Genomic DNA, 13,514 nt, shown 5'->3' on the forward strand with positions numbered 1-13,514 from the left:
AGCTTCGATGAACTGAAGCAACTCACTGCCGAAACCTGCATAACTCATTGAATCTCAAGGAGTTTTCCGTTTCGACTGCGCCGGAAGTGGGGCGAATTATAGACATCTGAAATCTGCCGTCAACCGTTAATTTCGCTTTTCTTTCAAACACTTGCAGATTGGTTAAAAAGCGACCAAAGACAGCCATATATAGGTAGAAAACACGATCCCTTCTATATAGAAGGGATCGTCAGAGCACCCCAGCCGACTTCAACTCCGCCACCGCACCTGCGCCCAAACCCAACACACCCTGCAAAACCTCCAGCGTATGCTCGCCTAACAAAGGAGGCGCACGGCGATACTCCACCGGCGTCTGCGACATGCGGATAGGGCTAGCCACCTGCGGCACCATTCCAGCCAACGCGTGCGGCAGCTCTATCGCCAGGCCACGCGCCTTAACCTGTGGATCTTCAAACACCTGCGACAGATCATTGATCGGCCCACACGGCACGCCCGCCTGCTCCAGTTGAGCCACCCATTCGGCGGTAGTCTTGAATACCGTCGCCTGGCGAATCAGCGGAATCAACACCGCCCGATTAGCCACACGCAGCTTATTAGTAGCAAAACGCGGATCGTCAGCCCACTGCGGTTGCCCTGCCACCTCAGCAAACTTGCGGAACTGCCCGTCATTGCCCACGGTAAGAATGAAATCACCGTCGGCCGTAGGAAAGTCCTGATAAGGCACAATGTTCGGATGCGCATTGCCCAGACGCTTGGGCGCATTACCCGTGGTCAAATAATTCATCGCCTGGTTGGCCAGACAAGCCACCTGAACATCCAGCAACGCCATATCAATGTGCTGACCACCACCGTCGTGATCGCGATGAGCCAACGCCGCCAGAATCGCGACCGTCGAATAAAGCCCCGTCAGGATATCCGTCAGCGCCACACCGACCTTCACCGGCCCGGCACCTTCATCACCCTCGGGACGACCGGTCAGGCTCATCAGCCCGCCCAACCCCTGAATCATGAAGTCATAGCCGGCACGCTTGGCATACGGCCCGGTTTGGCCGAATCCGGTAATCGAGCAATAGATCAGATTCGGATTGATCGCCTTCAACGATTCATAGTCGAGCCCATAAGCCGCTAGCCCACCGACCTTGAAGTTCTCGATAAGGATGTCCGACTTGGCCGCCAGATCGCGCACCAGCTTCTGCCCCTCGGGACGCGTGAAGTCGATGGTCACCGATTGCTTGTTGCGGTTGGCTGACAGGTAATAAGCCGCCTCTGACGTGTTCTCGCCATAAGCGTCCTTAAGGAAGGGCGGTCCCCAGGCGCGAGTGTCGTCACCATTACCAGGGCGCTCGACCTTGATCACCTCGGCGCCAAGGTCGGCGAGTATCTGCCCGGCCCACGGCCCGGCCAACACGCGCGATAAATCCAGTACCCGCAGATGCGACAGCGCGCCCATGGTCGCTCTCCTATTAATAGAACGCCTGCAAGCCGGTTTGTGCACGCCCCAGGATCAGAGCGTGAACGTCGTGAGTGCCTTCATAGGTATTCACCACTTCCAGGTTGACCAGATGACGGGCCACGCCGAACTCGTCGGAGATGCCATTACCACCGAGCATGTCACGAGCCATGCGGGCGATGTCCAGCGACTTGCCGCAGGAGTTGCGCTTCATGATCGAAGTGATCTCGACCGCAGCGGTTCCTTCGTCCTTCATGCGCCCCAGACGCAGGCAGCCTTGCAGGGCCAGAGTGATCTCGGTCTGCATGTCAGCCAGCTTCTTCTGGATCAGCTGAGTAGCGGCCAATGGGCGACCGAACTGCTGACGATCCAGAGTGTACTGGCGAGCGGTGTGCCAGCAGAACTCGGCAGCGCCCAGCGCACCCCAGGAGATACCATAACGCGCAGAATTGAGACAGGTGAACGGGCCTTTCAGGCCGCGCACGTCGGGGAAAATGTTTTCTTCCGGCACGAACACGTTGTCCATGACGATCTCACCGGTGATTGACGCACGCAGACCGACCTTGCCGTGAATCGCCGGAGTGCTCAGACCTTTCCAGCCCTTCTCCAGTACGAAACCACGGATGTCGCCAGCATCGTCTTTAGCCCAGACCACAAACACATCAGCGATCGGGCTGTTGGTGATCCACATCTTCGCGCCGGTCAGGCTGTAGCCGCCTTCGACTTTGCGGGCACGGGTGATCATCGCGCCCGGGTCGGAACCATGGTTTGGCTCGGTCAGGCCGAAGCAGCCGATCCATTCACCGGAAGCCAGTTTCGGCAGGTATTTCTGTTTCTGCGCTTCGGTACCGAATTCGTTGATCGGCACCATTACCAGCGACGACTGCACACTCATCATCGAGCGGTAGCCAGAATCGACACGCTCCACTTCGCGAGCAATCAGCCCATAGCTGACATAGTTGAGGCCGCTGCCACCGTACTGCTCGGGGATGGTCGCACCCAGCAGGCCGACTTCGCCCATTTCGCGGAAGATCGCCGGATCAGTTTTCTCATGACGGAAAGCTTCGAGGACACGCGGTGCGAGGCTCTGCTGAGCGAACTGCTCGGCGGTGTCGCGGATCATGCGCTCTTCTTCGGTGAGCTGTTGATCCAGCAGCAGGGGATCGATCCAGTTGAAGCTAGCTTTAGCGCCCATGATTGTGTCCTCGCAAATCGGCTGAATTAACGTGGCATTGATCCTAGGCGCGGTTCGCTGTCGCGGCAAACGAGGATTTCGCATTCTGTTGTGCTAATTTCTCACTCCGAAACGTCGTGAAATGCCTTTTATGCGGCGCATTAGTGAGGTTGACGTACATGCGCAGGAAGATCCCCAGCACCACCGCCCTGATCAGCTTCGAGGCCGCCGCACGCCACGAGAGTTTTACCCGCGCTGCCGAAGAACTTTCCCTCACTCAAGGGGCCATTTGCCGACAGATCGCCAGCCTTGAGGAGTTCCTTGGCGTGGAACTGTTCCGACGCTCGCGACGCGGGGTGAAGTTGACCGAGGCGGGGCTTTCATACAGCCGCCGAGTTGCGACGCAACTCGACGCGGTTGAGCGCGACACCCTCTCAGTGATGGGTCAGCAAGGCACCAATGTGATCGAACTCGCGGTGGTGCCGACCTTCGGCACACAGTGGCTACTGCCACGTCTCAAGGATTTCCAGCTCAAGCACCCGGAGGTCACGGTCAACCTGACCAACCGCACCCGGCCCTTTCTGTTTGCCGATACCGAATTCGATGCGGCGATCTACTTTGGCGATGCCGACTGGTCGGGTACCGAATCCCACAGGCTGATGGGCGAAAATCCGATGCCGGTGTGCAGCCCCGCCCTACTCGGTAACAAGACGCACCTGACAGCCGAGGCAATCGCCGAGCTACCGTTGTTGCAGCAGACCACCCGCCCCTATGCCTGGCGTCAGTGGTTCAACTCACAACACCTGAATATCCCCCGGGACATGACAGGCCCGCGCTACGAGCTATTCTCCATGCTTGCCCAGGCCGCCATGCACGACATGGGCATTGCGCTGATTCCACCGTTCCTGATTCAGCGTGAGTTAGCCGAGAAGCGCCTGGTGATTGCCAACCCTCAGGCACTCTCAAGCATAAAGGCCTATTACCTGATGATTCCCGAACGAAAAGTCGAATCAGCGTCATTAAAGGCATTTCGTGACTGGCTGGTAACCCAAGCGCAGAGCTACAGCCTAGAAGGGTAAAGGCTCACAGCGATAGCTAACCCCGTAGTCAGGAAATTCAAAGCCCTACAGATATAAGTATTTGTCGCAATTGCACAGACTGTATCCGAAAGTCGTACAGACGTCCCACAAGCGCCTGAAGACGTGGCTTTGAGCCTTCATTGACGACGCATTGCTGCCTATTCACGTCACCGATGAGAAATTTTTCCATAATCGGCCAGAATCCTTGCAAGGCACGGTCTGCAAGGGATTCAGCTAGCCATCTGCGACATTCGGTCACGGCATGACTTGTAGTTAATTTTCCGTCACCCGTCATAATCCCTTGAAGGGCATAAAGTTCGCCTGCAAAATGCCGCGCCCCGCCCTGATTTGGCGGGATCGTGCTGATCGGCCGCCCCAGTCGCACCATCCGTAGTGCATGGGTTTACTCAATAAGATCACGCAGGAGATTTGACGTGCACATTGGTGTTCCTCTCGAAACCCAGACCGGTGAAACACGGGTTGCTGCAACCCCGGAAACCATTAAAAAGCTGATCAGCCAAGGTCATAAGGTCACTGTGCAAACCGGCGCCGGCGTAAAAGCCAGTGTGGTCGACAGTGCCTATGAAGCGGCAGGCGCAACCATTGGCAGTGCCAATGATGCGTTTGGCGCCGAGCTGATTCTCAAGGTGGTCGCCCCGAGCGATGCCGAACTGACGCTGATCAAGCGCGGTACGGTGCTGGTCGGCATGCTCAACCCGTTCAACAACGAAACCATTGCGAAGATGGCCGAGTGCGGCATTACCGCGTTCGCCCTCGAAGCGGCGCCGCGCACATCGCGCGCGCAGAGTCTCGATGTGTTGTCGTCGCAGGCGAACATTGCCGGCTATAAGGCTGTGTTGCTGGCCGCTCACCACTACCCACGCTTCATGCCGATGTTGATGACCGCTGCAGGCACCGTGAAAGCGGCGCGCGTGCTGATTCTTGGCGCGGGCGTGGCCGGGTTGCAGGCGATTGCCACGGCGAAACGCCTGGGTGCGGTGATCGAAGCGTCTGACGTGCGTCCGGCGGTAAAAGAGCAGATCGAATCCCTCGGTGCGAAGTTCGTCGACGTGCCTTACGAGACCGATGAAGAGCGCGAATGCGCCGTCGGTGTCGGTGGTTACGCGCGGCCAATGCCAGCGAGCTGGATGCAGCGTCAGGCCCAGGCTGTGCACGAGCGCGCCAAGCAGGCTGACATCGTCATCACCACCGCGCTGATTCCGGGCCGCAAGGCACCGACCCTGCTGAGCGCGGAGACTGTGGCGCAGATGAAACCGGGCTCGGTGGTCATCGACCTCGCCGCTGCTCAGGGTGGCAACTGCCCGCTGACCGTGGCTGATCAGGTCGTGGTCGAAAATGGCGTGACCATTTGCGGCCCGACCAACCTGGCCGGTGAAGTCGCTGCAGACGCTTCGGCACTGTACGCACGCAACCTGCTGGACTTCCTCAAGCTGGTTTTCACGAAAGAAGGCCAGTTCGACGTCAACCTCGAAGACGACATCGTCGCCGCGTGCCTGATGTGCCGCGACGGCCAAGTCATCCGCAAAAACGCCTAAGCAGGGATTCAGACGATGGAAGAGCTTATCTCCCCCGGTATCTACAACCTGATCATCTTCGTGCTGGCGATTTATGTCGGTTACCACGTGGTCTGGAACGTCACACCTGCGCTGCACACGCCGTTGATGGCGGTAACCAACGCCATTTCGGCGATCGTGATCGTCGGCGCCATGCTCGCTGCTGCACTGACTGTCACGCCGCTGGGCAAAACCATGGGCACCCTCGCCGTGGCACTTGCGGCGGTCAACGTGTTCGGTGGCTTCCTGGTCACCCGCCGCATGCTTGAGATGTTCAAGAAGAAAGCCCCGAAAGTAAAAGAAGAGGCGCCGAAGTAATGAGCATGAATCTCGTCACGACGCTCTACCTGATCGCGTCGATCTGCTTTATCCAGGCCCTCAAAGGCCTGTCGCACCCGACCACCTCACGGCGCGGCAACCTGTTCGGCATGCTCGGCATGGCCTTGGCGATCCTGACCACCGTCGGCCTCATCTATAAGTTGGGTGCTGAGCTGGCCACGGCCGGTATCGGTTACGTGATCGTTGGCCTGCTGGTCGGCGGTACGGCCGGTTCGATCATGGCCAAACGCGTTGAAATGACCAAGATGCCGGAACTGGTCGCCTTCATGCACAGCATGATCGGTCTGGCAGCAGTGTTCATCGCAATTGCCGCTGTTGTTGAGCCGCAGTCGCTGGGCATTGTCAAACAGCTGGGCGACTCGATTCCTGCGGGTAACCGTCTGGAGCTGTTCCTTGGTGCGGCGATCGGTGCAATCACCTTCTCCGGTTCGGTGATTGCGTTCGGCAAGCTGTCGGGCAAGTACAAGTTCCGTCTGTTCCAGGGCGCACCGGTACAGTTCGCCGGGCAGCACAAGCTCAACGCAGTGCTGGGTCTGGCAACGCTGGCGCTCGGTCTGACCTTCATGTTCACCGGCAACCTCACCGCGTTCGCGCTGATGCTGGCGCTGGCGTTCGTGATGGGTGTGCTGATCATCATCCCGATCGGCGGCGCCGACATGCCGGTCGTGGTGTCGATGCTCAACAGCTACTCGGGCTGGGCGGCGGCGGGTATCGGTTTCTCGCTGAACAACTCGATGCTGATCATTGCCGGTTCACTGGTGGGTTCGAGCGGTGCGATCCTCTCGTACATCATGTGCAAGGCGATGAACCGTTCCTTCTTTAATGTGCTGCTTGGCGGTTTCGGCAATACGGCTGATGCTGGCCCGGCCGGTGCGAAAGAAGCACGTCCGGTGAAATCCGGTTCGGCTGACGACGCGACCTTCCTGCTGACCAACGCCGACACCGTGATCATCGTGCCGGGCTACGGTCTGGCGGTAGCACGTGCGCAACATGCACTGAAAGAACTGACCGAGAAGCTGACCCACCGTGGCGTGACCGTGAAGTATGCGATCCACCCGGTTGCCGGCCGTATGCCAGGGCACATGAACGTTCTGCTCGCCGAGGCCGAAGTGCCTTACGATCAGGTGTTCGAGATGGAAGACATCAACTCCGAGTTCGGCCAGGCCGACGTGGTGCTGGTGCTCGGCGCGAACGACGTGGTCAACCCGGCGGCGAAGAACGATCCGAAATCGCCGATTGCCGGCATGCCGATTCTCGAAGCGTTCAAGGCCAAGACCATCATCGTCAACAAGCGCTCGATGGCCAGCGGTTATGCCGGTCTGGACAACGAACTGTTCTATCTGGACAAAACCATGATGGTCTTCGGCGACGCGAAGAAGGTCATCGAAGACATGGTCAAAGCGGTCGAGTAATCCATCGCTGCTGCACCGAACGCCCCGACTCGTCGGGGCGTTTTTGTTTGCGCAAACGTCGGACAATTTGCCGCGTTGTTGCAGATCCGGTAACGGTGTTTTACTTCAAACCCGCTAAATAGACGCCTCGTTTGCGACCTTGGTAGCGGGACAGGCGCCCGTCAAATTCACTAGACTGCGCATCCTGCTACTCGTTGCCCGAGATAATAATCCATGTACCGTGACCGTATTCGCCTGCCTTCGTTGTTGGATAAAGTGATGAGCGCCGCCGACGCAGCTGCTCTGATTGAAGACGGCATGACCGTCGGCATGAGCGGTTTCACCCGCGCCGGCGAAGCCAAGGCTGTTCCTCACGCACTGGCCGAGCGCGCCAAGATCACGCCGCTGAAGATCAGCCTGATGACCGGCGCCAGCCTCGGCAACGACCTCGACAAGCAACTGACCGAAGCCGGCGTACTCTCGCGGCGCATGCCGTTCCAGGTCGACAGCACCCTGCGCAAGGCAATCAACGCCGGCGAGGTCATGTTCATCGACCAGCATCTGTCGGAAACCGTCGAGCAACTGCGCAACCAGCAACTGAAGCTGCCGGACATCGCGGTCATCGAAGCCGTCGCCATCACCGAACAGGGTCACATCGTGCCGACCACCTCGGTGGGCAACTCGGCGAGCTTCGCAATTTTCGCCAAACAGGTGATTGTCGAGATCAACCTGGCGCACAACGCCAACCTCGAAGGCCTGCACGACATCTATATCCCGACCTACCGCCCGACGCGCACGCCGATCCCGCTGGTAAAAGTCGACGACCGCATCGGCAGCACCGCGATTCCGATCCCGCCGGAGAAGATTGTCGCCATCGTTATCACTCAGCAGGCCGATTCGCCGTCCACCGTGTCATCGCCGGATGTCGACACCAATGCCATCGCCGATCACCTGATCACCTTCTTCAAGCAGGAAGTCGACGCCGGGCGCATGACCAACAAGCTCGGCCCGTTGCAGGCCGGGATCGGCAACATTGCCAACGCGGTGATGTGCGGCCTGATCGATTCGCCGTTCGAAGACCTGACCATGTACTCCGAAGTGCTGCAGGATTCGACCTTCGACCTGATTGATGCCGGCAAGCTGAGCTTTGCTTCGGGCAGTTCGATCACCCTGTCGGAGCGGCGCAACAGCGACGTGTTCGGCAATCTGGAGAAGTACAAGGACAAACTGGTACTGCGGCCGCAGGAGATCTCCAACCACCCGGAGGTGGTGCGCCGCTTGGGCATCATCGGGATCAACACGGCGCTGGAGTTCGACATCTATGGCAACGTCAACTCCACCCACGTCTGCGGCACGCGGATGATGAACGGCATCGGCGGTTCCGGCGACTTCGCGCGCAACGCGCATCTGGCGGTGTTCGTGACCAAGTCGATCGCCAAGGGCGGCGCAATTTCCAGTGTGGTGCCGATGGTCAGCCACGTCGACCACACCGAGCACGACGTTGACATTCTGGTGACCGAAGTGGGGCTTGCCGATTTGCGGGGCCTGGCGCCACGGGAGCGTGCGCGGGTGATCATCGATAACTGTGTACACCCGGACTTCCGTCAGGCGCTGAATGATTACTTCACGGCGGCTTGCGCAATCGGTGGCCACACCCCGCACATCCTGCGGGAAGCGTTGAGCTGGCACATCAACCTGGAAGAAACCGGGCGCATGCTCGCGGTCTGATTCACACAGATAAACCGCCGACGCAAACACAGTTTGCGTCGGCGGAGTTTCTCAAGCCTCCCTCCCTGACAAAAACTGTACTGCTGTACTGGTCATTTCCTACAGACCTTGCCTACCTTTCCGGGTGAATTGAGCAAAAATGCACCACTTAAGTGCGGACAGGTACAGTTTGCTCAATTTTGACCCGTACACCCCCTATAAACAGTTAACTGGTCACTCACAATACAGTTGAACTGTATCTAGAGAGACTTGGCAAACGAGAGGATCATGGGCACCAGTCAAACCACTACCTGATCCCGCCACAAGCGGAAGGATGTCAACCATGGAACGTACACTCAGTTCCGAACTGTTCTTCGAAGACAAAGCTGTAAACACCCAGGCTTCCCTGCCTCTGCGCGTTATCGCCAACCTGATGTTGTGGCAGCGCCGCATCTCCAGCCGCCATCAACTGGCTCGTCTGGATTCGCGTCTGCTGGCTGACGCCGGTATCAGCGAAGCACAACGCTACGAAGAGCTGAGCAAGCCGTTCTGGCGCTAAGTAGCGTCGCTGGCTCTGGTCGTTAGACCCACCGCCAGCAACCCGAATTGAAAAAACGAAACCCGTCGTGGGAAACCACGACGGGTTTTGTCGTTTTCGGGGTGGAAAATCCAGGTACACCTGCTGATACAACAGACAGGTACAGTTTTATTTAATCATCATCTAAACCAGTACAATTTCACTCAAGTGTATCTGCATCTTTGTCTGTCACAGGCTCAACATGACCTTCCGCCTTCTCCGGTGAAAGGAATAGGCCCATGAAAGACTTACAGGATGTTTCAGAAACTTCGAGCCTGCCGATTCCTCGCCGCAACGCTCTGCGGCGCTTGTTTGGCGGTCTTTGGGAGTCCCTGGAGCGCGCCAGAACGCGGCGTTTGCTGTTTCAACTCGACAGTCGAGATCTAGCCGATCTAGGCCTCAGCCACGCCGATCGCCTGAATGAACTGGATAAGCCGTTCTGGCGCTAGCATTTTGCCCACTGTGCGAACCTCGCAAAGCAGGCCTAATATCCACGCAGAACGTGGCGAATGTTGTGTCACTGGCGTCTGACTCCTCAGATACCGAGCCACCTCTCTCTACGGTTTATCCAAAGGAGTTACACCATGTCCCGTCTTCGTCTGCTCAGCGCTGCCGCCCTGCTGGCCGTGGCTGCCAACGCCAGCGCCACCAGCTTTATCGTCACCACCGACGCCGTTGTCGGTGCACTGAAGTCTTCGTCCGACGCAACTTCCGACGTCACCTCGTCCTTCCGTGACGACAAAATCGTTCTTGCCGCCCGTGACGACGCTGCCAGCTTCGTGGCCAGCGAGGGCGAGATCCGTGGGGTGAAACTGGAAAGCGCGCTGGATCACATCCGTCATCAGGCGCCACAGCTGCAAGCTACCGACGCGCAGTTGGCTCAAGCCATCCTGACGATCTAAGCGACTGGCACCGTTCGGGACACGCCGGTCGTGTCCCGATGTTTCGGCGCTGGCTCTGGCCCGGGCATTGCGCTAGCCTTTGGGCTCGCCAACAGTTACCGAGTCCAATGCGCTTTCTTCCAAATCTGCTGATCCCTTCCTTATTGTTTACCGCCTGCTGGGCGACGTCCGTCGATGCCTTTGATGCTTTCAATGCGTCGACCCAAGGCACTGTCGTCAGTGGTTACGCCACCAGCATGGTGTCTTCCGCGCCTTTCGACCGTAAACTGCTGCTCGCCGCTCGCGATGACGCGGCCGCGTTTGTTGCCAGTGACGGTGAATGGCGAGGCGCTCGTCTGGAATCTGCGCTGCATTACTTGCGCAAAACCCGGCCGAAACTTCATGTCAGCGACCTTGAACTGGCAGAGGCAATTCTCGTCCAATAGTTATCCTGTACCCCCGTTATCCTTGCCCCTTCGGAGTCGTTCCATGCGTAGCCCGCTGATTGCTGCCGCCCTTGGCCTGTTTTTGTTGGCCGACGTGGCCCAGGCGCACACCCTGGTAGCCACCAGTAACATCATCGTTCGTGCCTCCCAGCGCACTATCGATTTCACCTCCGACACCACTACGTCGATTCGCGATTCGAAAATCATCCGCGAAGCCCACGACGACGCTGCCAGTTTCGTCGCCACTAACGGTGATATCCGTGGCGCGCATCTGGAAGCGGCGCTCAATACCCTGCGCACTCGCGTGCCGGAAGCGCGCGACGCCAGTGATCAGGTTCTCGCCGAAGCCATCCTCGCGCTGTGAGGTCATTCGGCACCTGGCTGCTGGCCGGGGCGTTGTTGTTGCTTGGCAACAGCGCCCACGCCGGCCTGCAATTGCGGCTCAAGACCGACGGTCTGAGCCCCGCCCAACAACAGGCCAGCCAGGCGCTGATCGATGAGGCGATGCAAAAACTGCCGCCGAGCTTTATCGAGCGGCTGGATCGGCGCATCGATGTCGGCTGGACCGACGACATGCCCGCCAACGCCTATGGCCAAGCCACACTGGTGGCCGAGCTCGATCTGAATCGAAAACTGCTCGCCGGTCTCACGGATGGCAGCGCAGCCAAAGAAAAAACCAATCGCCCCCACGGCACTGTGCGCCAGGAACTGCTCGCCACGGTGCTGCATGAAATCACCCACATTTATGACCGCGCCCGCTTATGGCCGAATGCCGAGCGCACGCTGATTCAGCGCTGCACGCGCCGCTTTAACAGCGCCGGGCTGATCGGCATTCCCGACGAGTGTCGCGGCCAGAACGGCCGTCGCTTCACCCTCAGCGATGATCCGCGCCTGCTCGACCTCGCCGGTTGGCAGCAATACGTCGGCCGCCGCGGTGAGCGCGAACAACACAACCGGCAGATCGCGCGCAGCCCGGACCTGTACGAAATCTCCAGCCCGAAGGAGTTCGTCGCGGTCAACATGGAGTATTTCCTCCTCGACCCGAGCTACGCCTGCCGCCGCCCGGCGCTGTACCGCTATTACCAGCAACACTTCGGCTGGGCACCGCCGGCCAAGGACACTTGCAGCAAGACTTTCGCGTTTCTCAATGCCGGCAACGACTTTGCCAAGCAACCTTTGGGGCAGGTCGATCCCGAGCGGGTCTATGCCGTCGACTATCTGCTGGCCGAGGCCAATCAGAACTGGGTCAGCCGCTGGGGCCACAGCATGTTGCGCCTGGTGATCTGCGCACCGGGCCGCCCGCGCGGGCCGGATTGCCGACTCGATCTGGACCAGCACCTGGTGTTGTCCTACCGCGCCTTTGTCGGCGATGTACAGCTGTCGAGCTGGGACGGCCTGGTCGGCAAATACCCGTCGCGCCTGTTCGTGCTGCCGCTTGCGCAGGTCATCGACGAATACACCAAGACCGAACTGCGCAGCCTCGCTTCGGTGCCGCTGAACCTGTCCCGCGACGAGATCGAAGGTGTGGTCGAACACGCCGCCGAAATGCACTGGAGCTATGACGGCAACTACTTCTTCCTCTCCAACAACTGTGCGGTGGAAGGCCTGAAGCTGTTGCGCAGCGGCAGCAACAACACACAGTTCGTGGGTCTGGACAGCATCATGCCCAACGGCTTGCTGGAAGTGATGAAAGGCCGTGGTCTGGCGGACACCAGTGTGCTGGATGATCCAAAAGAAGCGCTGCGTCTGGGTTACCGCTTCGACTCGTTCCGCGATCGCTATCAGGCGATGTTCGATGTGCTGAAGAAGCAACTGCCGATCAAGCAGAACACTGTTGAGGAATGGCTTTCGCTGACAGCCGAGGAACGCCGCGAGTGGTTCGAGCGGGCGGATTTGCGCACCAGCGCCGCGCTGCTGTTGCTGGAACAAGCCAGTTATCGGCGCCAGTTGTTGCTGGCTCAGGACGAGGTCAAGCAGCGTTACCTCGGTGCGCGTGAGCTGGAAAACGGCGGCATGGACAAGGCCAATGCGACCTTGCAGGAAATCCTCGCCAATAGCGGGTTCCTCAGCCGTCCGGCAGAATTGCTCGACGCCAAGGGCTACGGATTGCCGCAGCCGACCGAGTTCACTCGACTGGAAGCGGAGAGCAGCCAGCGGCAGAAGAAGCTGCTGGCACTGTCCGGCGATCTCGACGCCGAAGTGCGCAAGTTGCTGGAGCCCAAGCGGGCCGCAGAGATTGCCGCCAGCGAGGAGAATGTGAAGCAGATTGGCGCGCATTTGCGAAAATTGCACAAGGCCTCCGGCGGACTGGAGCTGCCCTGAAAAAAAACCGCAGCCATTGGCTGCGGTTTTTTTATTGCCTGCGGATCAATACAAAACGCCATCGAGAATTTCGTAGACGATCCCGGTGCCCACCGCGATCAGCACGATATCGCCCCCCGCCCGACGCCATTCGTAACCCGGATACACCGGCAAACGACCCAACGCGCGACCGTCCAGACGCTCACCGTAATACCCGTGTGGCAACGGCCGGCCACGTTCCAGATGAATCCCCGGAGGCGGCGGTGCACCGCGTACAAAGTAGCCATGATTGTCACGAATGGTCTGACGCACCGGGCCAAAATCGCGCGGCGGCGGACCGCCACGGTGATCGTTTTGCGGGCCACGATGATCATCGCGATGGTCATTACCATGATTGTCGTACTGGCCCTGCTGCGGGCCGCCGTGGTCGTGATCGTCGCGCGGATCGGCGCTGGCCAGCAGCGGTGTCGCACTGATCATCAGTACGCCCAATCCGGCCATCAGACGTTTCGGCATTTTCATCGGGTCTTTCCTCACGGCACAAACAGCAAAAAGGGATTCAGAACGTGGTTCTGAATCCCTCGGTCTTGCTGGA

Annotated in this window: 14 protein-coding genes; 11 read left to right on the forward strand and 3 right to left on the reverse strand. The window is 59.0% G+C overall.

Annotated features, from left to right (window positions below; all coding sequences use genetic code 11):
• Positions 1 to 229 precede the first annotated feature (229 nt).
• Both ACM6JQ_RS18455 and ACM6JQ_RS18460 read right to left on the reverse strand, forming a co-directional pair.
• Positions 230 to 1,450 (reverse strand): CaiB/BaiF CoA transferase family protein, encoded by a 1,221-nt coding sequence (locus ACM6JQ_RS18455; RefSeq protein ID WP_007911642.1) that lies wholly within the window; start codon positions 1,448 to 1,450, stop codon positions 230 to 232.
• Positions 1,451 to 1,463: 13 nt separating this feature from the next.
• Positions 1,464 to 2,645, reverse strand: coding sequence for an acyl-CoA dehydrogenase (locus ACM6JQ_RS18460; RefSeq protein WP_414894465.1), 1,182 nt, complete (start codon positions 2,643 to 2,645; stop codon positions 1,464 to 1,466).
• Between the two features lie 158 nt (positions 2,646 to 2,803).
• Between ACM6JQ_RS18460 and ACM6JQ_RS18465 the strand changes: the two genes are divergently transcribed.
• From ACM6JQ_RS18465 to ACM6JQ_RS18515, 11 genes are all read left to right on the forward strand, one after another.
• Positions 2,804 to 3,703, forward strand: a complete 900-nt coding sequence (locus tag ACM6JQ_RS18465; protein WP_007949773.1) for a LysR family transcriptional regulator — start codon at positions 2,804 to 2,806, stop codon at positions 3,701 to 3,703.
• Between the two features lie 434 nt (positions 3,704 to 4,137).
• A complete protein-coding gene (locus tag ACM6JQ_RS18470; RefSeq protein WP_007911649.1) occupies positions 4,138 to 5,259 on the forward strand; it encodes a Re/Si-specific NAD(P)(+) transhydrogenase subunit alpha in 1,122 nt (373 codons plus the stop codon).
• 15 nt (positions 5,260 to 5,274) lie between these two features.
• Positions 5,275 to 5,595, forward strand: coding sequence for an NAD(P) transhydrogenase subunit alpha (locus tag ACM6JQ_RS18475; RefSeq protein ID WP_003187417.1), 321 nt, complete (start codon positions 5,275 to 5,277; stop codon positions 5,593 to 5,595).
• Positions 5,595 to 7,028, forward strand: coding sequence for an NAD(P)(+) transhydrogenase (Re/Si-specific) subunit beta (locus ACM6JQ_RS18480; protein ID WP_007911651.1), 1,434 nt, complete (start codon positions 5,595 to 5,597; stop codon positions 7,026 to 7,028). The genes ACM6JQ_RS18475 and ACM6JQ_RS18480 overlap by 1 nt, the downstream gene beginning before the upstream one ends.
• Before the next feature lie 213 nt (positions 7,029 to 7,241).
• Positions 7,242 to 8,735: an acetyl-CoA hydrolase/transferase family protein gene (locus ACM6JQ_RS18485; RefSeq protein WP_414894467.1), complete on the forward strand. Its 1,494-nt coding sequence runs from the start codon at positions 7,242 to 7,244 to the stop codon at positions 8,733 to 8,735.
• A 322-nt stretch (positions 8,736 to 9,057) separates the two neighbouring features.
• Entirely contained in the window at positions 9,058 to 9,273 is a 216-nt protein-coding gene (locus tag ACM6JQ_RS18490) for a DUF1127 domain-containing protein (protein ID WP_007911656.1), read from the forward strand.
• A 257-nt stretch (positions 9,274 to 9,530) separates the two neighbouring features.
• Positions 9,531 to 9,740 carry a DUF1127 domain-containing protein gene (locus ACM6JQ_RS18495; RefSeq protein WP_123375991.1) on the forward strand — a complete coding sequence of 70 codons (210 nt, stop codon included), beginning with the start codon at positions 9,531 to 9,533 and terminating at the stop codon, positions 9,738 to 9,740.
• 135 nt (positions 9,741 to 9,875) lie between these two features.
• Positions 9,876 to 10,193: a DUF2388 domain-containing protein gene (locus ACM6JQ_RS18500; RefSeq protein ID WP_007911658.1), complete on the forward strand. Its 318-nt coding sequence runs from the start codon at positions 9,876 to 9,878 to the stop codon at positions 10,191 to 10,193.
• Between the two features lie 107 nt (positions 10,194 to 10,300).
• Entirely contained in the window at positions 10,301 to 10,618 is a 318-nt protein-coding gene (locus ACM6JQ_RS18505) for a DUF2388 domain-containing protein (RefSeq protein WP_414894469.1), read from the forward strand.
• 43 nt (positions 10,619 to 10,661) lie between these two features.
• Complete coding sequence (locus ACM6JQ_RS18510; RefSeq protein ID WP_007911662.1) at positions 10,662 to 10,982, forward strand: DUF2388 domain-containing protein; 321 nt, start codon at positions 10,662 to 10,664, stop codon at positions 10,980 to 10,982.
• On the forward strand, positions 10,979 to 12,940 hold the full coding sequence (locus tag ACM6JQ_RS18515; RefSeq protein ID WP_095113088.1) for a DUF4105 domain-containing protein: 1,962 nt from the start codon (positions 10,979 to 10,981) through the stop codon (positions 12,938 to 12,940). Before ACM6JQ_RS18510 ends, ACM6JQ_RS18515 begins: the two co-directional genes overlap by 4 nt.
• Before the next feature lie 45 nt (positions 12,941 to 12,985).
• Here ACM6JQ_RS18515 and ACM6JQ_RS18520 read toward each other — a convergent pair whose 3' ends face one another.
• The gene (locus tag ACM6JQ_RS18520) at positions 12,986 to 13,441 is read right to left on the reverse strand and encodes an anti-virulence regulator CigR family protein (protein WP_007911666.1); all 456 of its coding nucleotides are present in this window, start codon (positions 13,439 to 13,441) and stop codon (positions 12,986 to 12,988) included.
• Positions 13,442 to 13,514: the final 73 nt, after the last annotated feature.

Source organism: Pseudomonas sp. IT-232MI5, from assembly GCF_949767845.1.
Taxonomy (GTDB): Bacteria; Pseudomonadota; Gammaproteobacteria; order Pseudomonadales; family Pseudomonadaceae; genus Aquipseudomonas.

Coding starts and splice junctions, on each gene's coding strand:
- ACM6JQ_RS18455 (WP_007911642.1), bottom strand. CDS start 1,450: ATGGGCGCGCTGTCGCATCTGCGGGTACTGGATTTATCGCGCGTGTTG.
- ACM6JQ_RS18460 (WP_414894465.1), bottom strand. CDS start 2,645: ATGGGCGCTAAAGCTAGCTTCAACTGGATCGATCCCCTGCTGCTGGAT.
- ACM6JQ_RS18465 (WP_007949773.1), top strand. CDS start 2,804: ATGCGCAGGAAGATCCCCAGCACCACCGCCCTGATCAGCTTCGAGGCC.
- ACM6JQ_RS18475 (WP_003187417.1), top strand. CDS start 5,275: ATGGAAGAGCTTATCTCCCCCGGTATCTACAACCTGATCATCTTCGTG.
- ACM6JQ_RS18480 (WP_007911651.1), top strand. CDS start 5,595: ATGAGCATGAATCTCGTCACGACGCTCTACCTGATCGCGTCGATCTGC.
- ACM6JQ_RS18485 (WP_414894467.1), top strand. CDS start 7,242: ATGTACCGTGACCGTATTCGCCTGCCTTCGTTGTTGGATAAAGTGATG.
- ACM6JQ_RS18490 (WP_007911656.1), top strand. CDS start 9,058: ATGGAACGTACACTCAGTTCCGAACTGTTCTTCGAAGACAAAGCTGTA.
- ACM6JQ_RS18495 (WP_123375991.1), top strand. CDS start 9,531: ATGAAAGACTTACAGGATGTTTCAGAAACTTCGAGCCTGCCGATTCCT.
- ACM6JQ_RS18500 (WP_007911658.1), top strand. CDS start 9,876: ATGTCCCGTCTTCGTCTGCTCAGCGCTGCCGCCCTGCTGGCCGTGGCT.
- ACM6JQ_RS18505 (WP_414894469.1), top strand. CDS start 10,301: ATGCGCTTTCTTCCAAATCTGCTGATCCCTTCCTTATTGTTTACCGCC.
- ACM6JQ_RS18510 (WP_007911662.1), top strand. CDS start 10,662: ATGCGTAGCCCGCTGATTGCTGCCGCCCTTGGCCTGTTTTTGTTGGCC.
- ACM6JQ_RS18520 (WP_007911666.1), bottom strand. CDS start 13,441: ATGAAAATGCCGAAACGTCTGATGGCCGGATTGGGCGTACTGATGATC.